This is a genomic window from Planctomycetota bacterium, assembly GCA_016125255.1.
GTDB lineage: Bacteria > Planctomycetota > Phycisphaerae > Phycisphaerales > Zrk34 > RI-421.
Genome location: WGMD01000021.1, coordinates 83,939 through 107,310 on the forward strand (window position 1 = coordinate 83,939; position 23,372 = coordinate 107,310).

General features: G+C 64.0%; 14 protein-coding genes. 2 read left to right on the forward strand and 12 right to left on the reverse strand.

The annotated features are described in order from the left end of the window. Positions 1–9 precede the first annotated feature (9 nt). Positions 10–666 (forward strand): glycosyltransferase, encoded by a 657-nt coding sequence (locus tag GC162_15305; GenBank protein ID MBI1370007.1) that lies wholly within the window; start codon positions 10–12, stop codon positions 664–666. Positions 667–720: 54 nt separating this feature from the next. Here GC162_15305 and hflB read toward each other — a convergent pair whose 3' ends face one another. From hflB to GC162_15350, 9 genes are all read right to left on the reverse strand, one after another. Beyond that, positions 721–2,661 carry an ATP-dependent zinc metalloprotease FtsH gene (hflB, locus tag GC162_15310; GenBank protein MBI1370008.1) on the reverse strand — a complete coding sequence of 647 codons (1,941 nt, stop codon included), beginning with the start codon at positions 2,659–2,661 and terminating at the stop codon, positions 721–723. A 175-nt stretch (positions 2,662–2,836) separates the two neighbouring features. After that, a complete protein-coding gene (locus GC162_15315) occupies positions 2,837–3,352 on the reverse strand; it encodes a hypothetical protein (protein ID MBI1370009.1) in 516 nt (171 codons plus the stop codon). Further along, positions 3,349–4,629 carry an outer membrane protein assembly factor BamD gene (bamD, locus tag GC162_15320; GenBank protein MBI1370010.1) on the reverse strand — a complete coding sequence of 427 codons (1,281 nt, stop codon included), beginning with the start codon at positions 4,627–4,629 and terminating at the stop codon, positions 3,349–3,351. The genes GC162_15315 and bamD overlap by 4 nt, the downstream gene beginning before the upstream one ends. Then, entirely contained in the window at positions 4,548–4,919 is a 372-nt protein-coding gene (locus GC162_15325) for a PIN domain-containing protein (protein ID MBI1370011.1), read from the reverse strand. Before GC162_15325 ends, bamD begins: the two co-directional genes overlap by 82 nt. Continuing rightward, entirely contained in the window at positions 4,916–5,110 is a 195-nt protein-coding gene (locus GC162_15330) for a type II toxin-antitoxin system VapB family antitoxin (GenBank protein MBI1370012.1), read from the reverse strand. The genes GC162_15325 and GC162_15330 overlap by 4 nt, the downstream gene beginning before the upstream one ends. Before the next feature lie 41 nt (positions 5,111–5,151). Further along, positions 5,152–6,513, reverse strand: coding sequence for a hypothetical protein (locus GC162_15335; protein ID MBI1370013.1), 1,362 nt, complete (start codon positions 6,511–6,513; stop codon positions 5,152–5,154). Beyond that, the gene (locus GC162_15340) at positions 6,494–7,786 is read right to left on the reverse strand and encodes a glutamate-5-semialdehyde dehydrogenase (GenBank protein ID MBI1370014.1); all 1,293 of its coding nucleotides are present in this window, start codon (positions 7,784–7,786) and stop codon (positions 6,494–6,496) included. Before GC162_15340 ends, GC162_15335 begins: the two co-directional genes overlap by 20 nt. Next, complete coding sequence (locus tag GC162_15345; GenBank protein MBI1370015.1) at positions 7,783–8,805, reverse strand: hypothetical protein; 1,023 nt, start codon at positions 8,803–8,805, stop codon at positions 7,783–7,785. Before GC162_15345 ends, GC162_15340 begins: the two co-directional genes overlap by 4 nt. Positions 8,806–8,815: 10 nt before the next feature. After that, positions 8,816–9,715 (reverse strand): TIGR00159 family protein, encoded by a 900-nt coding sequence (locus GC162_15350; GenBank protein ID MBI1370016.1) that lies wholly within the window; start codon positions 9,713–9,715, stop codon positions 8,816–8,818. A 178-nt stretch (positions 9,716–9,893) separates the two neighbouring features. Between GC162_15350 and GC162_15355 the strand changes: the two genes are divergently transcribed. Further along, positions 9,894–11,819, forward strand: a complete 1,926-nt coding sequence (locus GC162_15355) for a DNA topoisomerase VI subunit B (GenBank protein ID MBI1370017.1) — start codon at positions 9,894–9,896, stop codon at positions 11,817–11,819. A 155-nt stretch (positions 11,820–11,974) separates the two neighbouring features. Here the strand turns inward: GC162_15355 and GC162_15360 are convergent, their stop codons facing one another. From GC162_15360 to dxs, 3 genes are all read right to left on the reverse strand, one after another. Further along, on the reverse strand, positions 11,975–13,531 hold the full coding sequence (locus tag GC162_15360; protein MBI1370018.1) for a hypothetical protein: 1,557 nt from the start codon (positions 13,529–13,531) through the stop codon (positions 11,975–11,977). 76 nt (positions 13,532–13,607) lie between these two features. Next, positions 13,608–20,939, reverse strand: coding sequence for a choice-of-anchor D domain-containing protein (locus GC162_15365; GenBank protein MBI1370019.1), 7,332 nt, complete (start codon positions 20,937–20,939; stop codon positions 13,608–13,610). 421 nt (positions 20,940–21,360) lie between these two features. Beyond that, the gene (dxs, locus tag GC162_15370; GenBank protein ID MBI1370020.1) at positions 21,361–23,361 is read right to left on the reverse strand and encodes a 1-deoxy-D-xylulose-5-phosphate synthase; all 2,001 of its coding nucleotides are present in this window, start codon (positions 23,359–23,361) and stop codon (positions 21,361–21,363) included. Between the last annotated feature and the right edge of the window lie 11 nt (positions 23,362–23,372).

The window sequence follows — 23,372 nt, forward strand, 5'->3', positions numbered from 1 at the left end:
TTTCCGTCTCTGAGTGTGATTGTGCCGACGCTCAATGAGGAAGCACACTTGGCGTCGACGCTGGAGCGTGTGCGGACGGCGCCGGGCGTCGAGGTCATCGTCAGCGACGGCGGGAGCACGGACAGGACGCTCGCCGTCGCCGAGCAACTTGAGGCGCAGATCATCACGGGTCCGCCCGGACGGGCGCGACAGATGAATGCGGGAGCGGCGGCGGCGACGGGCGCGATCCTGATATTCTGTCACGCCGACACGCTGCTGCCGACGGGGTACGAGCGGTATGTGCGACGGGTATGCAAGGACCCGAAGATGATCGGCGCGTTCGGGCTGCGCGTGGACAAGACGGGGCTGTCGATGCAGCTTATCGAGAAACTCGTGAAGATGCGGCGCACGCCTTACGGCGATCAGGCGCTGTTCATGCACCGCGCGGCTTTTGAAGCGCTCGAAGGTTTTACCGACATGCCGCTGCTGGAGGACGTGGACCTGATCCGCCGGGCGCGGCGGAACGGCTGCCCCATCGAGTGGCTCGAACAGCATGTCACGACCAGCGGGCGATTCTGGCGGAAGCACGGCGTATGGCGCGCGACGATGATCAACCAGATGGTGCTGCTGGCGTACACGCTGGGTGTCAGCGTCGACAAACTGGCGCGCTTCCGCGGGGGGCGGTGAAAGAAAAACGGCGGGACTGAAGTCCCGCCGCCTTGGGGAAGCATGTTGAATGGGTCAGGCCGGCGAGGGGAAGGCATTGCCGGTGTCGGGACCTGGGTCGATGCGGCGGCCGGTCTTCGGATCGGTGGTGCGGACGGGGGGCTTGGTGTCTTCGGCGTCGAGCATGTCCGAGACGCTGGGCTTGCGAAGCTGTTCGCCACGCATGAGTTTGTCCACGTCGTCGGCATCGAGCGTTTCATATTTGAGGAGCGCTTCGGCGATGGCGATGACCTTGTCCCAGTTTTCCTCGATGACTTTCTCAGCGTCGCCGAACGCTTCGTCGATGAGGCGTTTGACTTCTTCGTCGACGATCAGCGCGGTCGATTCGGAGTAGCTCTTTTCGGGCATGATGGATTCGGGATTGTCGTGACGCGAGTAGTCGACGAACCCGAGACGGTCGCTCATGCCCCATTCAAGGACCATGTGCCGGGCATAGGCAGTCGCCATGCGGATATCCATCGAGGCGCCGCTGGTGATGTCGCCGGTCTTGCGCTGCTCGGCGATGCGCCCGCCGCAGAGGACGCGCATCGTGTCGGCGATGTAGCGGAGGCCGTATCCGTAGCGGTCCTTTTCGGGGAGACTGAAGGTGGCGCCCATGGCCTGACCGCGCGGGATGATGGTCACCTTGTGCAGCGGGTCGGCATTGGGCAGGAGCTTCTGAATGATGGCGTGACCGGCTTCGTGGTAGGCAGTGCCGACACGCTCGGTTTCCTCGATCTTGCGGCTCTTGTTGGCCCGGCCGAAGCGGACCTTGTCGCGGGCTTCCTCAAGGTCGGCCTGCTCGACGAAGTCCTTGTTGGCGAGGGTCGCGATGATGGCGGCTTCGTTGATGATGGCGGCGAGGTCGGCGCCGCTGAACATCGGGGTGCCGCGCGCCATGCGCTCCAGGTCCACCTGCGGGCTCATCTTGACCTTCTTGGCGTGCACCTTGAGGATCGCGAGTCGACCGGCGACATCGGGAAGGTTGACGGTAATCTGTCGGTCGAAGCGGCCGGGACGCGTCAGGGCGGGATCGAGCACGTCGGCCCGGTTGGTGGCGGCGATGACGATGACCTGATCGTTGGTCTCGAAGCCGTCCATTTCGACGAGGATGGCGTTGAGCGTCTGCTCACGTTCATCATGACCGCCGCTGGAGAAACCCGACCCGCGGCGACGACCGACGGCGTCGATCTCATCGAGGAAGATGATGCACGGCGAGTTATCCTTGGCCTGTTTGAACAGGTCGCGAACACGGCTGGCGCCCACGCCGACGAACATTTCGACGAAGTCGGAGCCGCTGATGGAGAAGAACGGCACTTCCGCTTCACCGGCGACGGCCTTGGCGAGCAGGGTCTTGCCGCAGCCGGGGGAGCCGATGAGCAGCACGCCGCGCGGGATGCGTCCGCCGAGGCGCTGAAAGCGCTTGGGGTTCTTGAGGAACTCGACGATTTCGCCCACTTCGTCCTTGGCTTCCTCGACGCCGGCGACGTCGGAGAGCGTCACATTGGTCATCTCCTTGGAGATGATCTTGTGGCGCGAGCGGCCGAAGTTGCCGAGCATCCCGCCGCCGCCGCCCGCTCCGCGCAGACCGCGGAAGAGGAAGAACCAGATGAGGGCGAAGAACAGGAGCCACGGCAGGATGTTGATCATCACATGGAAGAACAGCCCGCTGTTGGGGTCTTCGGAGACGATCGCCGGATTGAGCTTCATCAGCTCCTTGAAGAGGTAGTCCTTGCCTTCGGAGCTGACCTCGACGTAGATATGGCTGTTGCGGACGGCACCCTGATGGTCGTCTTTCAACGTCGCTTCGATGCGGTCGGCCTTGAAAATGACTTCCTTGACCTGATCGCTGTTGACGAGGTTGATGAGTTCCCCGGGCTTCTTCTCGTCGGCGTTGGACTGGGCCCGGGAGAGGAAGACGAAGAGGATGACCACGACGGCGATGAGCATCAGCCAGCCGAACATCCCGCGATTCATTTTCGGGGGCGTGGGCCCGCCGCGGCGCGGAGAATCACCCTCATCATCCCGGCCACTTCGATCATCGCGATAGTCGTCCACGTCGTCCTCGGCAAATGGGCGCCGGAGTCCGCTCCGACGCGGGGTGGGTCACGCAGGATGTACGCCTGTGCGGACCTGTGAGTTCTATATCGGCTTACCAGTCGTTTCGCATAACCGAAACAATTTCGCGCGCCAGTTCCGAAACCGCCCCGTACCGGGCGACCTCTTCGGGCTCGCCCACGGGTGCACGGGGCACGTATTCGGCGGCGCCGACGACGCTGGAGCGCTTGCGGATGATCTTGCCGGTGCGCAGATCCTTCCACTCGATGCTGGCGGTGATGACCACCTGCGCTTCCTGCGTCACGCCCGAGTCGAAATCACGGCTCAGGAGCCGCTTGTCAACGCGGACGATTGTACCTGTGAGCATGGTATCCGCGTCGCTGCCACGGGTCACCTTATAGGGCGTTCGCGATTCGATTTCCTTGATCAGGGCTTCGCTGAGCTGAAATTCCGTTTCGCGGAAGAAGCTTCGATTGGCGAAGATGGGGACGGCGACGGTATGGATGTTCGGATCAAAGGTCTCGCCGGTCTTGTACGCGCCGTCGGAGGCACAGCCGCTCAGCAGAGCCATCGCCGCAAGAAGCAATAATGAAGCGTGCTTGAGCATCATGGCGCGGCGGCCTCTTTCTTGACAGGTTCGGACCTGGAGGGCTCGATCGGCTCGGACTGATCGGGCGAGAGACTCACGCCCTTGACCTGCGTCGCCTTGACCGGCGGCTCGACGGCCGGCTCCTGTGCGAAGCGCTCGGGCTCAAGGGCCCGAAGCGACGCCAGCGCCTGTTTGGCCGCGGCGGAGCCGGGGTGGTCGGTGATCACGCGCTGGTACATGACGCCGGCGCTGACGCGCTTGCCGGTGTGCTCGTACCACCGGGCGACGAGCAGGTCGCGCGTGGCGAGCGTTTCGTCGACGCGCGTCAGCATGGCGTCGGCGCCGATCTGCTCGGCGGCGGCGGGATACGACTGCTTGTAGTCCTGCAGACGGCGCTGGGCTTCGATCAGGCCGGTGGCGTCGAAGGTCGGGCCTTTGAAGGTCGCGAGATTGGAGAGAATCTGGCGCTGCATGGCGTGCTCACGCCACTGACTTTCGGGGAAGTTCTGAAGAAACAATTCGTAGGCGTCGGCGGCGGGGCCCATCTGACTCGCGCCATAGTAATAGTCGGCCAGCGCGATGCCGGCGCGCTCGGCGATCTTGGAGCCGGGGGCGCGCTCCTGAATGCGGATGTAAAGTTCCTCGGCTTCGCCGTACGCCGGGAGGATCCGCATGCCCCATAGCCGGCGCTTCACGCCCGACGCGAAGGTGTCGGCCACCTTCAACTCGCGATCGAGCGCGATGTCGAATTGCGACGACTCGGGGTACTGGCGGCAGATGTACTCGTAGTCGAAGAGGGCTTTGAAGAAGTGATTGACGCTGACCCGCGCATCGCCGCGGAGCAGATAGGCCTCGGGCAGCAGCGGGTGATTGGGGTGATTATCGATCCAGTCCTTGGCGGCTTCGACCGCGTCCTTGCCCTTGCCGTCGGCGATGAGCCGGCGGATCGCCATCAGTTCGCCTTCAGGGCTCTTGGGGTCGGGCTCGGCGACCTTCTCAAAGCCCTTCTCGCCCAGCTCGAAGGTTTGCTTTTCCTGCGCGCCCGCCCGCAGCGGCATCACGGCCAGACACACCGCGAAGGCGACGCCCGCGATGAATCGGCCGCGTGTTGACATCCGTGTTAACAGCGAATGCTTCATGAGTGTTGAGCATGATAATCGTGGCGAGGCGATGCGGCAAACGATGACGATGCATTCGCGGGGACAAATAGAGCGGATCAACGGCCGTCGGGAGCAGCGGCACATCCGACCTTTCGAGCGGCGGTCGCCAGCGCACGGTCTAGCGTCCAAATCGCGCATCCATCCAGCACACACGACGCCAGCAGATGCACGTCCACGAGGCCCAACCCGGCGCCAGCCAGTTGATGTTCATCGATGAAATGCAGCACTTCGTCATCGTCCGCCTTGCCCAGCGTGGGCAGCGCCGCAAGGAGCGTCAGAAAGGCGGTTCGATCCCGAATGCCGCCGCACGCCAGTTCGCCGATGACGAACGGATGCGTCGCCGCCCACTCAGCGTGCAGAAGCGCCGCCAATCGGGTGTTGCCGCGTCGCAGATGATCCACCCAGATCGACGTATCGACGAGAATCAAGCCCCGGTCCTCCGGCGACGAATCGGCTTGAGCTTTCTATTGCTGCCCCCCATCTTCGCCAGTCGTGCCGCGCTCTCCCGCGCGATCAGTGCATCCAGCCCCATCTTCACCAGCGTCGTCTTCTCGCTTACCCCCGTCAGTTCAGAAGCCCGCGATAATGCCGCGTCGTCGATGTTCAGTGTCGTTCGCATGCAGCATTGTATGCATCGTTCGTATGCACCGGTCAAGCGGCTCAGGGTGCGACAAACGCTTCGCGCAGCAGCTTGGCCATTTCGTCGGGGTTGTCCGGGAGCGATGTGAAGCGGCTTTCGCCGGCGAAGAAGCCGGGCAGGCGATGCACCTTGAGCCGCGCGACGATGTCCTCGTCGCGCGCGATCATCTTCCGCACGCGGCCGTCCGTGCGGTTCGCCTCGAAGAATGAAATGCCCGCCAGTTCATGCGCCTTGTCGAGGGCGTCCTGACGCGAAATCTTCAGTTGGTTCTCGAACAGCCAGTCGTGATACGCCGCATACTTGCCCGGATCGGTGAGCCACAGCGCCTGCGCCAGCTCCACGATAAAACACGAATCGACGAACCGCGGCTCCGTCTCCTCCACGCTCGGGTTGCAATCGGCATTGAGCGGGAACGTGAGCACGAGGATGGCATAATCCGGCCCGAGCTTCGGCAGCGTGTCGCGCATCAGTTCGTAAGCGTGCAGACAATGCGGGCAGTTGTAGTCGATGGCTTCGACGATGATATGCTTGGCCGTCTCGGAGCCGATCATCGGATGGCCGGCGGTGTCGAGCACGATCGCGCCGCCGTCGAGTTTGACGGCGTCTCCGGGCGCGGCGTCTTCGACGTAGCCCTTGTCGCCTTCGGTCTTGCCGATGACAAGCTGCTTGTGCACGTAGGTCGGCGTGTGAAGAAGCTGCCCGCCGATGAGGATCGCCGTGGCGAGTAGGCCCAGTCCGACCGCCCCGCCGACGCGCCGCGGGCGGCCCACACGATGCACGAAGATCAGGAACGCCAGCGTCAGGCCGATGGCGTGTTCAGCCATGCAGTACTGACAGATTTTGCCGATGGCGAGAAGTTGGATGCCCACGAACCACAGCGCCGCCGTCGCCGCCGCGACCGCCCCCGCCGCCAGCCACCATCCGATCCGCCCCCGCCGTGCGTCCGACTTCGCCTTGTCGACGAGGCCCAGTCCGATGAGCATGCCCAGATAGACGACGACGCCCGCCATAGAGACCGGAATGCCAAACCAGTTGGACCAGCGCGGATGCGAAATGACCGTCTCGCAATCGAGCCACGAAAACGCAGAGCAAAACGGCACTTTCGCGGTCTGCTGCTTGATGGACCACGCCACGTCGATCGTCAACAAAAAGACGCCGATCGCCAAGGCGACGAGCGTCAGAATGCGCATCGTCCAGAGCACGGAACGCGACGGAAGTTGTGGGGAGGGTTCATTCATGAATGACCAAGCACCAATGACCAAGGAAGGAACGGCCTGCGGCCTTTTGACATTGAAGCATTTGAACATTCCCTTGGTCATTGGGATTTGGTCATTGGTCATTCCCGCCACCGGCGGGCCTTGGTCATTTGCGAATCTGACCATTGCCGCGCACGACCCATTTGTACGTCGTCATGTCGGCCGCGCCCATCGGGCCTCGGGCGTGCAGCTTGTCGGTCGAGATGCCGATCTCCGCGCCGAGGCCGTACTCGCCGCCGTCGGAAAAGCGCGTCGATGTGTTGACCATGACGTTCGCCGAGTCGACCGCCCGGACGAACGCGTCGGCCGCGCGGACGTCGGCCGTCAGAATGGCGTCGGTATGCCGCGAGCCATAGCGATTGATGTGCGCGATCGCCTCGTCCAGATCGTCGACGACCTTGATCGCCACGATCTTGTCGAGAAACTCCGTCGCCCAGTCCGATTCGTCGGCGGGCTTGGCCTGCTTGACGATCGCCCTTGTCCGTTCGCAGCCGCGCATCTCCACGCCCGCCGCCGCCAGTGCTTCGCCCACCTTGGCGAGCAGGTCCGTGGCGTCCGCATGGAACAGCATCGACTCCGCCGCGTTGCAAACGCCCGGCCGCTGCACCTTGGCGTTCACGCAGATGTCGATCACCGTCTTCTCGCCCAGCGCCCCGGCGTGCTGATCGACGTAGACATGACAATTGCCGGTGTAGTGTTTGATGACGGGAATGTGCGACTGCTCGACGACGGCGCGGATCAGCGACTCGCCCCCGCGCGGGATCACCACGTCGATGCGATCGTCCATTTTCAGAAGCGTCCCCACCGCCGCGCGGTCCGGCGTCGATACGAACTGCACCGCATCGGCGTCGATCCCCGCCGCCGTCAGCGCCTCGCGAATCACCGCCGTGATGGCGGCGTTCGATTCGCTCGCTTCCTTGCCCCCGCGGAGGATCAGCGCGTTGCCGCTTTTGATGCACAGGGCCGCCGCGTCGCTGGTGACGTTCGGTCGGCTTTCGTAGATGAAGAACACCACGCCCAGCGGCACGCGCACCTTCTGAATGCTCAGCCCGTTGGGCCGCACGTACCCTTCGATGACCTGCCCCACCGGGTCGACCTGCTGGGCGATCTGGCGCACGCTCGCCGCCATCTTCCCGATGCGCGCCGCGTCGAGCTTGAGTCGGTCGATCATCGCCGCCCCGAGCCCCGCATTCTCCGCCCGCATCAGGTCGCGCGCGTTTGCTTCGACAATCTCCGGTGTCCGCTGCTCCAATAGCACCGCCATGCGCGACAGCGCCGCGTTCCGCTGCTCGCCGCTGAGCAGCGACAGCTTCCGGCTCACCGCCAGCGCGCGGTCCGCAAGGCCGTTGCAGTATTGTTCGAGGTCCGGTTCCGTTTGGGTATGTGCGTGCGTGGTCATGGCGGGGTTATTCTACCCGCCTCACGACGCCCGATCGTGAAACGCACGCTCGTCACCGTCGTCTGAATCGCCAGCGGCGCGGGAATATCGAAGCGCACCGCCCCCGTCGTCTCCGTGCCGACCCCCTTGGCCAGATCGTCGCTGCTTAAACGCACCGTCGCGATCACCGGGATCAACCCGTCGCGCACCTTCTGCACCATATCCGACGGCCCCGTCACGACGACATCCTTGAGCACGCGATTGTCGTCCGACAGCTTCACCGTGTACTTGTCCGTGTCCTCCGGCGGCAAAGTCACCCATACCGGCACGCTCGGCAGCTTCACCGTGTCTTCCTTCTTGTCGATCGTCAACGTCATCTCCACCCGGTCCGGCGAAAGCTTCACCTGCGGATCATCCCCCAGCTTCGCCGGCAGCTTCACGCGCCCCGTGATCGTCTGCTGCACGCCCGGCGCCAATGTCCGCAGCGGCGTCGCCGGCTCCGCTTCGAGCGTCAACTTGTCCAGGTCCACGCCCAGCGACGCGAGCTTGCCCTGCGGGGCCGTCAGCGAAACCGCCTCCGGCGAAATCTTGAGCGACCCCGTCACAAGCTGCACCTCCGCCGGCGTGAACGTCACCGGCACCGACTTGGTCACCAGCTTGTCCACCACCACCGTCAACGCCGGCGGATCCACCCGCGCCAGACTCACGCGGATGTCCTGCATCGACTCGGCCCGAGGAATCATCTGCTCCAGCGAAATGTTCTTCTCGCCCGGCTCCGTCGCATCCAACGGAATCGTCAAGCCCGACGGCAGCACGCGCCGCAGCTTCATGATCTCCCCGCGCGCCCCCTTGCACTCGAGTTTCACCGACGGACGCGACTGACTGACCACCACGAGCTGCGGCGAAGTCAGCGAGATCGTCACCGGAATCGCCTCCTCCGGCGCATACGACTCGACCGTCCGCCCCTCCGCGTAAAGCCAGACGAGCACGGTGATCGCCGTGACAAGCGTGTAATCCTGTAATCGTCGCGTCAGTGTCATTGCTTAAACTTCACGCCGCGGTTTTGTCGGCGGCGGCGGGAGGTTCCTTGTCTTGATCCGCCTTGTCGCTCTTGGCGGGCGGCGGCGCGGCGGCGGATTCGCCTTCGGGCTTGGGCGTCTGCTGACCGAGTCCGCGACGCAGCATCGCGCGCAGTCCGTCCGCGGAGAGCCGGCGAAGCAGTTGCCCGCGTTCGGCCAGACTGATCGCGCCGCTTTCTTCGCTGACGACGACGATCAAGCTGTCGGTTTCCTGGCTGAGCCCCAGCGCCGCCCGGTGGCGCGAGCCGAGTTCCTGGCTGATCTCCCCGCCTTCGGCGAGCGGGAACTGCACGCCGGCGGCGAGAATCTGATCGCCGCGGATGACCACGCCCATGTCGTGCAGCGCGCTGCCGGGCCAGAAGATCGTCTTGAGCAGTTCCGCGCTGACCTTCGCCTCCATGCGCGTGCCCGCTTCGACGATACCTTCGAGCCCCACATCGCGCTCGATGGCGAGGATCGCGCCGATCTTGTTCTTCGACAGATACTCCGCCGCCTTGACGACTTCCTCGATCACGCCTTCGCGATCGACGCCGGTCCCTCGGAAGAGCCGTGCTTCGCCAAGACGCACCAGTCCCCGGCGCAGCTCCGGCTGAAACACGATGACCAGCGCGATGGTGGCGAAGCCCAGGAAGTTCTCCAGGAGATACCGCAGCGGCAGGAACGTCGAGTTCTCCCCGCCGAGCACCGCGACGAGCACCATCGCCAGCGCCAACACCAGCCCGACCCCCTTGAGCACGCGCGCTCCGCGCGTCCCGCGCAGGAAGCGGAAAATGATGTACACCACGACCCAGATCATGGCGAGCTGGATCAGCACTTCGAAGGGGTTGTAACCTCGAAGTCGGGTGGCAACCTGTACAAGCCGCTCGAGCAAAACGGGTGTTCCTTACCGGGTGTCGGTGGGGCACTGCGCACGTGAGGGCGGACTCATGCCCCGTTGAATTATACACTTATCGGTTGCGTTGCAAAATTTTGTGCAACCTATAAAATCGATCAGATTGTCCGTGAAGATCGTCACGGACGCAGAGAATTCCAGCCAGGGAAGGCGAACCATGCCCAGTTCCGCGACCTCGTCCATGTCCAACGCTTCCAAACCGCGCGGCCGCGATGCCGACGCGATGGCCCAACAGCAACGCGAGATCTCCGTCAGCGAGTTCTTCGCCAAGAACCGACATCTGCTCGGGTTCGACAATCCGCGCAAAGCCCTGATGACCACCATCAAGGAAGCGGTCGACAACGCGCTGGACGCCTGCGAGGAGGCGGGCATCCTGCCGGACATCTTCGTCGGCATTGAGCAACTTGGTGAGACGCGCTTCCGTGTGACCGTCCGTGACAACGGGCCGGGCATCGTCCGCAAGCAGGTCGAGAACGTGTTTGGCCGGCTGCTCTACGGATCGAAGTTCCATCGCCTGAAAATGTCGCGCGGCCAGCAGGGCATCGGCATCGCCGCGGCGGGCATGTACGCACTGATGACCACGGGCAAGCCGATGGTCATCCACACCAAGCCGCACAAGAACAAACCCAGCCACAAGCTCACGCTCGCCATCGACACGAAGAAGAACAAGGCGGACGTCGGCGATGAGGAGGAGCGGCACGACTTTCCGACGCCGACCGGGACCGAAGTCGCGCTCGAACTGGAAGCACGTTATCAGCGGGGCAAGCAGAGCGTTGACGAATATCTGAAGCAGACCGCCATCGCCAACCCGCACGCCCAGATCATCTATCAGCCGCCCGATGCATGCGTCACGAAGACCGACGAGAGCGGCGCGCCGACGACATTGATGCCGACCCGCGCGGAAGACTACAGCACCGCCGAGGAAATGGCCAAAAGGATCGGCGAAACCGAATCGACGCCGGGCGGGACGGTGGTGTTCCCGCGGGCGGTGAAGGAACTGCCGGAGGAGCCCAAGGAGATCAAGCCGCACCCGTACGGCATCGAGATGGGCACGCTCCTGAAGATGCTCAAGGATTCGACGCACAAGCATCTGGGCGGGTTTTTGACCAACGAATTCTCGCGCGTCAGCTCGAAAGTGTCACAGGAGCTTTGCGACAAGTCGGGGATGACGACGCGGACGTGGACCAATGCGGTTACGCACACGGATGCGGAGAAGCTTTTCAAGGCGATTCAGGACACGAAACTCATGTCCCCGCCGACGGATTGCCTGTCGCCCATCGGCGCCAAGCATCTGCTCGCCGGCCTGCTCAAGGGCGAGAAGGCCGAGTTCTACACGGCCACGACGCGCCCGCCGGCGGTGTATCGCGGCAACCCGTTCCAGATCGAAGTCGGCGTGGCCTTCGGCGGATCGCTCAGTGCCGACGACCCGGCCCGCATCATCCGCTTCGCCAACCGCGTCCCCCTGCTCTATCAGCAGTCGGCCTGCGCGGCGTTCAAGGCGGTCGGCGACACCACATGGCGCAACTACGGCATGAGCCAACCCAAGGGATCGCTGCCGGTCGGCCCGCTGGTCGTCATGATCCACATGGCCAGCGTGTGGGTCCCGTTCACCAGCGAATCGAAGGAAGCCATCGCCGACTATGACGAAATCCGCAAGGAGATGAAGCTCGCGCTGTCCGAATGCGGGCGCAAGCTCAAGACCTACCTGTCGCGCCGCGCCCGGATGCGACGCGAAGGCGAGCGGCGCGACGTGTTCTTCCGCTACATCAGCGAAGTCGTCCGCTCGCTCAATGTCATCAACGCCAAGCTCGATCCCGTCAAGCTCAAGTCGCAATTCGAGGCGGTGGCCAAGCGGGCGACGATGCAGGCGGACATGGAGTTCGATGCCGACGGCAATCCGATCAAGCGCAAGAGCGGTCGCGATGAACTGGCCGCCGATGAGACGACGGTCATCATCGAAGACCGCAGCACACTCAGCAGCGAGATCGACGATCTCGCATCCGATGGCGAAAGCGCCCCCGCCCCGAAGAAGTCCAAGCGCGACGCCGATGATGATTACGATCAGGAAGGGCTGTTTGACTGACTTTGCCTTACTCCTCCCCCTCCGAGGGGGAGGTTGGGTAGGGGTGAATCACATCAGACCAAGTCTGCGCCCGCATCGAAAAGCACAATGATACAACTGATTCGCTTCACCCTCCCCCCGCCCCACACTCAAGGGCGGGGAGTGATGCCGAGCGATCATCGCACACGACGATCCGGCACGCGGGTGTCGAGCGGCGGGGAGCCGACGCGGGAGTTGATCGGGCCTTGCATCGGCAGCGGGCGGTAGCGCATCGGCTCAGACACATCGACTTTCTTTTCCGCCGCGAAGCTTCGCAGATCAAACGGCTCCGTCGACACATGCGACACGTCCAGCGTGCGGCCGTCGATTTCGACGATGCGCTCGCCAAAGGCGGTCAGGTTGTCGCCGCGGCGGCGCAGATGAAGCGGGCCGCGCCATGCGTCGGGCTCAATGGTTCGGGTCACTTCGCCGCTCCGTGGGTCGAACACGCGCACCGCCGCCGGTTCGTCGCCGATGACGACCAGCCCGCCGGGCACCAGCGCCATGCGCTGACGGATCCACGGCGAGACGGCCTGCGACGCGCCGTTCGGATCGATCTCGTCATTGGCGCCGCGCAGGAGGGTCATCCATGTAACCGCCCCGCTGTCGGCGCCGAGCCGCCCCACCGCCACGGACCCGAACGCCGCGTACAGTCCCCCATCGCCGATGGCCAGCTCGCAGAGTTCGGACTTCGGCGGGCGATTCGAGGCGGAGGATCGGCTCAATAGCCGCTTGGACCAGAAGAGCGAACCATCGGCAAACCGCAGGGACACGACGATGTACTGACGTAGATTCGCCGGGCCTGTCAACGCCAGCGACGCGTATACGCGATCGCCCGCCAGCAGCGGCCGCCCCGCCCACGCGGCGTCCTTCCAGGTGGCATTGAGCTCGACCGGCCGCCGGGTCCAGCCGGCGTCCGCGCCGCCGCGCGATTCGCAGATGAGCACCAGCGGTTGGGACGGCTGGCCGTTCCAGTTGTCGAGCCGGAGCCGCACGCCCGGCCGAGGGTCGTCCGCGGCGGCGACGTCGAATGTCTTGACCCGCCGGACCAATGGCAGCAGATCGTCGAGTCGATCGCCGGCGTTCAATGCCTGAAGCTGCCGACCATGCTCGGCGATGGCGGGCAGGTCATGGCGATATGCGGCGGCGAGGACGGCGAGTGTGTGAGCGTCGGCAGCGCGGTCTGCGAGACCGGGTTGATCGATGAGCGCGTCCATGAGTTCGGCGGCTTGGGCGAAGTCGGCGCGTTCGATGAGCAGTCCCGCCGCCTCCAGCGCCGCGCGCTGGCCGGCGACGGTCCATGCGAACCGGTCGAACACGGAGCGCATCGCCGCGACATCGCCGCGGGCGTGATCCAGTGCCCGCGTCGCCTCGTGTTCATCATGGGCCCGGATCGCCGCAAGCAGTTGCGGATGTTTCGTCGCTTCGTCGAGCACGACGCGCTGCACGCGCACGAAGCGCTCGTCATCGTCGCTGACCAGCGCCTCGCGGTGATGCAAGAGAAGATCCCCCGCCGTCCACGCCGCCTCGTCCCACTGCTGATCGGCCAGCAGATCGCGCAACTGGCGCAGCGCCCCGCGCGACTCGAGCGACTGCTCGACGAACACCTCCGCCCGGCCTGAGGTCGAGATGACCAGCAGGCCCAGCGCGACAAGCATCGTGATGCGGCGGGTTGGCCCCATGCCCCTATCCATCGGCACATTGTAGGAACGCATGACAACACGGCCGGGAAAATTCGGGGCCCAAGCTCATCGCCGGCGAATTGACGCCTCAGCGGCGGCGGCGACGCACGGCGGCGGCGCCGGCGAGGACGAGGCCGATCACGCCGGCGCCGGGCATCGGCACGGCGCTTTCGACGTTGCCGACCAGGCCGTACTGGTATTCGTTGCCGTCGCCTCCGAAGGACGCATCTTCGTCGGTGAGGATCGATAGCGTGGCGGCGTGCAGACCGTCGGTCATGTCGCCGGTGAATTTAAGCGTCAGGGACAGCATGCCGCCCTTGGCAATGACGCCGGGCACGAAGCCGACCACCATGAAGTCATCGGCGTCAGGCCCGCTGATGAGGGCGTCGAGAATCGACAGCCCGGTCAGGGCGATGTCATCGGGGAGGTCGAGCGTCACGTTGAAGATATCCAGGCCGCGGGTGCTCATGGCGCCGGTGCCGACGGTGCCGAAGTCGATGATGCTGCTCGGCACGGGCGTCGAGTCATAAACGGGGCCGACGCCGGTGCCGCTCAGGGCGACGTTCTGCGTGATGGCGGAGTTGGAGCCGTCGGGGTTGCCATTATCGAGGGCAAGCTGGACGTTCGTCGAGTCGGTGGTGTGCGCGGTCGGGGTGTAGGTGAAGTCGAAGGCCTGCATCGAGCCGTCGGTCAGATTGAGCAGACCGCCGGAGCCGTTGAAGGCGCCGGCGCTGGAAGCAAGGGAGCCCTTGAGGTTGGAGATGTCGCCGAGGCCGGATTCGTTGCCGTCGCCGATGTTGTTGACCTTGGCGGTGGCGGTGCCGGTGGAGCCGATGCGGACGAAGCCGGCGTCGCCGTCGACGGCTTCGGCGACGGGGGCGACGCCCTTGCCCATGAGCGTCAGGTTCTCGGTGTTGTTGTTGGAGGTGATGGTCAGTGTGTCGGAGGCATCGCCGCGGCTGGCGGGCGAGAAGGTGTAGTCACGCGTGGCCTGCTCGCCGAGCTGGAGCGGGCCGTAGGCGGCGTCGCTGGCGGGGGCGAAGGGACTCGACACGGCGCCGAAGGAGCCCGAGAGCGTGCTGCCGTCATCGCCGACGTTCTCGGCGGTGACGGTCTGCGTGCCGGTCTGACCGACGAGCACCGCGCCGAAGTCGACGGGGTTCGGCGACGCACCGAGGATCGGGCCGACCACCTTGCCCGTCACAAGCAGTTCGATCGGGCTCAGGGCCGTCATCGACGAGGCGTTGTCGGAGCTGGGCGAGAGCGTGAGCGTGTGCGAGAAGGTGCCGGTCATCGCGTCGTGCAGCGTGACGCTGAATCCGCCCTGCGCGGTCTGGCCGGCCACGGCGCTGAACGGATCGAAGCCGCTGAAGGCGAAGGCGCTTGTGGCGCCGCCGAGGTTCCAGGCGCCCGAGAGCGTGTCGGAGTTGGCGGCGGGCGCATCGTTGGCGACATTGAACATCGCCAGCGCATCGCCGCCGTTGATGTTGATCGCGCCAAGGTCCAGCACATAGTGCGTCGCGTCATTCTGCATGAGCGTGCCGACGCCGGTGAGGCCATTGAGGATCGGGGCGGCGAAGTTGTTGACCTGGGCGTTGATGTTGATCGTCTGTACACCCAGCGGAATGTTGGTCCCGAAGCCGAAGTCGGACCCGTTGGACTCGAAGGCGAAGGTCGCGGTGCCGGACTTGGCGCCGGCGGTCGAGGTATCGGCGGCGACCTTGAAGACGTTGTTGCTGGCGCCGGGGGCCAGGTCGTTGAAGTTGCCGAAGGCGGAAACGGCCGGTCCGCCGATCACCGTCGTCGCCGAGCCGACGAGCTTCTCGCTGAACCCGTCGTTGGCGGCGGTGTTGGTGACCATCAGGTTCTGCATGACCATGCCCGACCCATCGCCGACATGCACGACGCCGAAGTTGACGTCATTGAGCATGCTGGCGGCGGCGGGACGGATGACGCTCGCGGTGACATGGACGGTCTGGCTGGGCAGATTCGTGATGCCCAGGCCGCTGGACCCGTCGCCGTTTGAGGCGAGACTGATCGTGGCGGTGCCGGACTTGGCGCCGGCGGTCGAGGTGTCGACGCCGACCTTGAGCGACGCGTTGTTCGTCGCGCCGGGGGCAAGCTTGCTGATCGACCCGCTGGCGGTGATCGGCAAGCCGTCGGTGGCGATCGACGCGTCGAGCGCTTCGCTGAATCCGTCATTGGGCACGTCGTTGGTGATCGACAGATTCTGATTCACCATCGCGCCCAGGCGTACATTGCCGAAATTGACGGGCTCGGGGCTGTGCGCGGTGGGGTTGGCGTAGCGGAAGGCAGCGCCGGTGATGTTCAGGTCCGTGCCGGCGACATTGTCGAAGTTCGATTCAAAGTGCAGGGTCTGCCCGGTCAGCGCGCCGGCGGAAGTGGCGTTGAAAGTCACGCTCTGCGGGCCGGAACCGGAGCCGGCGGCGATCGGACCCAGCAGGCCTTCGCTCGCGCCCGCGCCGCTGATGCGGCCGTCGGTGATGTTGCCGCCGTTGACGGCGGTCTGCACGGCGACGCGCACGTCGGGGCTCTGATCCACCGTGCCGTCGTTGAACACTTCGTAGCTGAGCATGTTCACATCGCCCACGTGCACATTGCCGAAGGCGACATCGCCGCTCGTCGAAATCGTGAACGGATCGCTGGCGAGAATCTGGCCCGTGCCGCTCACGTTGGCGCGCTTGTTGAAGCTGTTGCCCGAGCCGAAGTTCGCATTGTTGTAGTCCTTGCGAACGAGGAGGTCGTGCGAACCGAGGTTCAGATCATCGCCATTGTGCGTGAGGAAGTCGGTGTCGGAGTCGCCGCCGGTGCCGGACAGGTCCAGCGAGGCGCCGGGGTCGACGATGATCGTGCCGGACTGGCCGTCGATGATGCCCTGCGCGACGAGGGTTCCGTTGGCAGCCCGGACGGTGCCGTGATTGAGAACGATGTCGGCGATGACGCCGTGACCGAAGATTTCACCATTGTTGATAATCGACCCGTTGGAGTTGAGGGTCGCATCCAGCAGGCCCGCGCCGCCGAGTTCGACGACGCCGGCGTTGGTGAGCTGGTTGGCCATGTTGAAGGTGTGATTGTCGTAGATCTTGAACAGGCCGTTGTTGGTCGTCAGCGAGTTGAACAGGTCGAGGCCGCCGCCGGTGCCCGCGACGAACTTGGCCTGCACGCCGGACATTTCGACGGTGGTGCCTTCGCCGATGGTGGTGATGGCGGTGGAGGCGGAGCTGAGGAAGTTCATCAGCGGCGCGGTGTTGATCGCCGGATCGAAATCGACGACGCGGTAGATCCCGCCGCTCAGCACGCCGCCCGAGAGATTGGTCAACGTGGCGTTGTTCCCGGTCAGGATGGTCGAGCCGTGGCCGAGGACTTCAAATGTGCCGTTATTGGTAAAGGTTCCGCCGCCATTGCCCGAGAGATTGAGCTGAGCGCTGTTGGACGCGCGGACGATGCCGGTCGTGTCATTGATGAACGCATCGGCGACGTTCGCGGGATCGACGGTGATGTTGCGACCAGCGACGTTGGACTGGATCACGCCCTTGTTAGTGATCGCCATCGAATTGACGCCGATCTGACCGATGCCCTGGATCGTGTGGTTCTGACCATTGGTCAGACGGCTGGTTCCGTCGGGGGCGAAGATACGGTTGGCGTCGCCGTTGTTCATGTTCCAGACGCCGTTGCCCGCGAAGGTGGTGTCGCCCTGAATCTGGGCATCGGTGTTATTGCCGCCGGTGTTCTGATTGACCGACCCGTTGTTGGTGAACAATCCGACGAAGATCGGATCGATGTCGTTGGAGATGGACATCTTCGAGCCGGTCGTGAGCGTCACGTGGTCGAGCTTCACGGAGTTCTGGGTGATGCGGATGTCGCCGGTGCCGCTCGTCGAGAGATTGCCGCCGACGATGGTCGCCCCGGCGAGCAGGTTCACGACCGACCCGTCGAGGGCTTCGATCGTGCTGTTGTTGGTGAAGGTGCCGTCGGCAAGCTGCAGGGTGCCGCCGGCCGATGCGCGGAGGATGTTGTTATTGACCACACCCGGACCGGCCGAAGGATCGATCGTCAGTGTGTTGGACACATTGGCGATGATGAGCCCGTTGTTGATCAGGCCCATGCTGTTGGCGCCGATCTGACCGGCGCCCTGGATGGTGTGCCCGGCAGCGTTCGTGAGCACATCGTTGGCGTTGTTGAAGGCGAACATGCGATTGGCCGTCGTGTTGGACATCGTCCACGTGCCGTTGCCGGTAAAGGTCGTGTCGCCGTCGATGCGGACATCGGTCGTGTTGCCGCCGGAATTCTGGTGCACCGAGCCGTTGTTCGTGAACATGCCCGTGAAGATCGGGTCGATGTCGTTGGCGATGTTCAGCGTCGAGCCGGCGGTCAAGGTGGCGTTCTGAATCGTCACGAGGTTCTGCGTGATATTGATCGACCCGGAGCCGGACGTCTTGAAGTTTCCGCCGACGATGGTCGCCCCGGACAGCAGGTTCACGACGGACATGTCCTGCGCTTCGATGTCGCCGTTGTTGGTGAACGTGCCGCCGGTGAGCTGGAGCGAGCCGCCGGCGGAGGCGCGAAGCGTGCTGTTGTTGATGACGTTGGCGATCGAGGGATCAATGGTCAGCGTGCTGCTGACGTTGGCGTCGATGAGCCCGTTATTGATGATGCCCAGCGAGTTGATGCCCAACTGGCCGGCGCCCTGGATCTTGAATCCGCTGGCGATCGTCAGCACATCGGTGGGCGTGTCGGAGAAGATGCGGTTCTGGATGCTGTTCGACATCGTCCAGACACCGGTGCCCGTGACCGTCGAATTGCCGACGATGTGGACATCGGTGGAGTTGCCGGCCGAGTTCTGAAGCAGCGAGCCGTTGAGGGTGATCAGGCCCTCGAACTGCGGGTCAATGTCGTTGTTGATGATCATCGAGCTGCCGGTGGTCAGCGTGATGTCGCGCAGTCGGACGGTGTTGCCGACGATGCGGATGAAGCTGTTGTTGCCGCTGTCGGTGGCCAGCGAGCCGCCGAAGATGGTCGCGCCGCCGGCGAGTTCGACTTCGCCGTCGTTGATCGCCTTGATGGTGCCGCCATTGTTGTTGAACACGCCGCCGACGAGCTGGAGGATGCCGTTGTTGTCGGCCTGCATGAGACCGGCGTTGCGGACATCGGAGCCCAGTCCGTCGACATCGGCATCGCCGGGATTGATGAACAGCCGATTGCTGCTGTTGTTGTTGGCGATAATCGTGCCGTTGTTGATCAAGCCGATAGTGCCGGTGCCGATCTGCCCCGAACCGGTGAACGTGTGGGCCGCACTGTTAGTAAGGATATCGCCCGCCGTCAGACCGAAGATGCGGTTGTTGACATTGTCGGACATGGCCCAGGTGCCCGACCCGGCGAAGGTCGTCGAACCGTCGATACGGACATCGGTGGCGTTGCCGAGGGAATTCTGATGGACGGTGCCGTTGTTGGTGAACAGGGTCTTGAAGATCGGGTCTTGGTCATTGTTGATGACGAGGTTGGAGCCCGAAGTGAGCGTGGTGCTTTCAAGCGTCACGAAGTTCTGGGTGATGCGGATTTCACCGGTGCCGGAGGTCTTAAGGTTGCCGCCGACAATGGTCGTCCCGGTCAGCAGATTCACGACGGACATGTCCTGCGCTTCGATATCGCCATTGTTGGTGAACGTTCCGTCCGTGAGCTGCAGGACGCCGGCGGTCGTCGCGCGGAGGGTGCCGTTGTTGAGCAGGCCCGCGGCGGAGGGATTGATCGTCATCGTGTTGCCGGCATCGGCGACGATCAGGTTCTTGTTGGTGATGCCGATCTCATTGGCGCCGAGCTGGCCGCCGCCGCTGATCTTGGCATTGGTGTCGACGGTCAGCGTGCCCGTGCCGCGTACACGGTTGTTCACGTTGGAGCTGATGGCGAAATTGCCGTTGCCGGTCAGCAGCACATCGCCGTTGAGGACGAAGTCCGTGGCGTTGCCGAGGGAGTTGATCTGGAACGTGCCGTTGTTCGTGAACGTGCCGGTATAGACGGTGCTCTGGGCATTACCGATCCGCATGAGACTGCCGGCGGTGAGCGTGACGTTCTGCAGGCCCGACCCGCTGAACAGGTCGATGGCGCCGGAGCCGGTCGACGAAAGATTGCCGTTGGAGACGACAGCGCCGCCCTTGATCTGGACGAGGGAGGCGTCCTGCGCGAGGATGGTTCCGGCGGTATTGATGTAGGCGCCGGACTGGAATTCGAGGGTGCCGCCGGCGGAGGCGCGCAGGGTGCCGTCATTGGTGACGCTGGCGAGGGGATCGAAGGAGAGCAGAGCGGCATTGGCCTCGACGACGCCGTGGTTGACGACGTCGATCTGGTTGAGGCCGATCTGGCCGCCTCCCTTGATGGTGTGCGTGGCGCTGTTGATGAGCGTGCCGGTGCCGCGGATGCGGTTGTTGATATTGCCGCCCATGACGACCATACCGGAGCCGTCCAGTGTCAGGGCGGTGTCAACGACGATGTCGGTGGCGTTACCGATGGAGTTGAGCTGAAGGGTGCCGTTATTGGTGATCGTGCCGGAGAGGGTCGGGATCTGATTGTTGTTGATGCGAACGAGACTGCCGGCGGTGATGGTCAGGTTCTTGGTGGTCGAGCCGGTGAACAGGTCGATGCTGCCCGAGCCGCTCGTGCTCAGGTTGCCGCCGGAGACGACGGCTCCGTTGAGGACCTGCACAAGCGAGGCATCCGCGGCGGAGATGGTGCCGTTGGTGTTGTCGTACATTCCGCCGCCCAGATTCAGCGAGCCGCCGCTGACGGCGCGGAGCGTGGCGTTGTTGGTGAGGATGGTGGCGGGGTCGATGGTCATCGTGGCGGCATTGGCTTCGATGACGCCGTTGTTGACGATGTCGATGGCGTTGGAGCCGATGGCCCCGCCGCCGGTGATGGTGTGCATGGCGCCGTTCGTGAGTGTGCCGGTGCCGCGAATGCGATTGTTGGCGTTGGCGCCGAGGACCAGCTTGCCGGAGCCGCTGAGCGTCAGGTCGGGCGACGCGCCGCCGAGGATGAGTTCGGTGGCGTTGCCGACGGAGTTGAGCAAGATCGTGCCGTTGTTGGTGACGTCGCCTGCGATGGTCAGCGACTGAGCATTGTTGAACGTGAGCTGATCATCGGAGCCGATCGTCAGATTGTTGATCGTGCGCGAGACGTTGAGGAAGACGGTGACGGCGGTGTCGCCGTCGTCGATGATGGCGTTGAACGTATTGTTGATCGGCTCACCGTTGTCCCAGTTGGCGCCGGTGTTCCAGTTGCCGTCGCCGTTGAAGGTCCATGTCGAATCGACGGCCATCGCCATCGGCTCACACACCAGCGCCGACATCACCGCCGCAATCACCGCGCCTTGACCCATCCGCCGACCGACAGCTTTGAGCTTGTTCATCTATCTACCTTTCTCGATACACCGCATCGTTCATCGACGTGCGGCCCGGACCATCGTCTTTCTTTGGCACACCCGTCAAGACTACCCAATGCCTCACAAAACGCCCAATATAGTGCCACAGCGGCATATAGACAGCAAGTGAAAATTTCCTCACAGACGCGTTTACAAACCTCTAACGAGCGATGGCATCATTCCCGCCGCCGAGCGCTCCGCTTCCGTTTAACGCGAGTGAATTTTCTTCACACGCCGACTAACCAACAAAAGTCAACGACTTACATCACTTGCCCGCGCGGCGGGCCGTCGCATGTTCTTAACAATCCGGGGCATTGGGGGGGAGCGCGGCCGCGAACTGCGGCCATGAAAAAACCCGCAAGATTTCTTGCGGGTTCGGAGGGTTAAAACCATTAAAAATGTCGCCCAATCACCGGCTGACTTTCGCGCCGCCGACGTTGACGTTGATCTGCGGGCGGACTTCGGCGCGGTCGAGAATGTCGCGGACGCTGCGGGCGATGCCCTCGGCGTCGATGCCCGCCTCGGCAAGCTGGCCGCCGCGACCGCCCTGATAAATCCAGCGATCGGGAAGGCCGATGCGGTGAATGAGCGACGTGTTGAGCTTCGCTTCGTGCGCCGCTTCGAGCACGCACGAACCGAACCCGCTCACGAGCGCGTGATCTTCGACCGTCAGAATCGGCGTGCCGGCTTCGATGAGCTTGGTGATCAGTTCGATGTCGACGGGCTTGGCGAAGCGTGCATCGTACACGGCGACGCTGTACCCCTGCTCGGCGAGCTTCTGACGCGCGACGAGCGCATGATTGGCGGGGAACCCGTAGGCGAGGATCGCCAGGTCCGTGCCTTCGGCGATGCAGTGCGCCTTGCCGAGTTTGAACGGCGGGGGATTGTCGTTGATCGAAGGCGTGGCGACATTGTCGCGCGGGTAACGACAAGCGGAGGGACCGGCGTCGTAGTGGCGCATGAACTCCAGCGCGCCGCGGAGCGTCGGCTCGTCGATCGGCGCGACCAGCGCCATCTTCGGGAACACGCGCAGGAAGCCGATGTCGCAGAAGCCATGATGCACTGCGCCGTCGCCGCCGACGACGCCCGCGCGGTCCATGCAGAAACGCACGGGCAAGCCCTGCAGCGCACATTCCTGAAAGACCTGGTCGAACGCGCGCTGCATGAACGTCGAGTAGATCGTGACGAACGGCTTGAGTCCGGCCTTGGCCATGCCGGCGCACATGTCGGTGGCGTGGCTTTCCGCGATGCCAACGTCGAACGCGCGGTCGGGGAACTTGGGGATCACATGATTGAGACCGGTCCCGTCGGGCATGCCGGCGGTGACGCAGGTGACTTTCTCATCGCGCTCCATCAGGTCGATCAGCGCCTCGGAGTACGCGGCCGTGAAGCTGCGCCCGCCCTTCTGCACTTCGACCCGGCAGCCCTCGACGCGGAAGGGCTTGGGCGAATGGAACTGCGTCGGATCGTTGGAGGCGAAGTCAAAGCCCTTGCCCTTGATCGTCTTGGTGTGCACGAGCACGGGGCGATCCAGGTCCTTCACTTCATTGAACATCTCGATGAGACCGGCGACATCGTGCCCGTCGATCGGCCCGACGCACAGCAGGCCGAAGTGCTCATAAAGATGCTCGTGCGAGATGGCCGCCTTGGTCATCTCACCGAGGCGATGATAGATGCCTTCCAGCACCGACCCGCCGGGGATCTGCTTGAGCATTTCATGGGCGCGGTCCTTGATGGACTTGTACGTCGGGTTGAGGCGGACCTTGTCGAAATAAGTGGCGAGGGCTCCCTGCGGCTGCCCGATGCTCATGCCGTTGTCATTGAGCACGATGAGGAACTGCCGCTTGAGCGTGCCGGCATTGTTGATGCCTTCCATCGCCAACCCGTTGACGATCGACGAGTCGCCGATGAGCGCGACGGTGCGGCGGTCCGGTTCGCCATTGATCTGATCGCCGCGCGCCATGCCGACGGCCGTCGAGATGGCCGTGCCGGCGTGACCGACGCTGAACAGGTCGTATCCGCTCTCGCGCGGCTCGGGGAACCCGGCCATGCCGCCATTCTGGCGCAGCTTGCCGAGCAGGTGCTGGCGACCGGTCAGCAGTTTGTGCGGATAGCACTGATGACCGACATCAAAGAGGAAGCGGTCATGCCCGAAGTCGAACACATAATGCAGCGCGATCGTCAGTTCGACGACGCCGAGGTTCGGAGCGAGGTGTCCGCCGGACTTGGAGACCTGATCGCAGATGGCTTGACGGATTTCCCCGGCGAGCTGATCGAGTTGTTCGATTTTGAGCTGTTTGAGGTCAGCGGGGGATTTGATCGTCGAAAGCAAAGTCTCAGACATGCGCGGGGTCCTTCGCGGGGGTGGCGATAGCACGGCCGTCAGTGGCTGGCCGTGTGTTTGATCCATCGGGCGGCCTT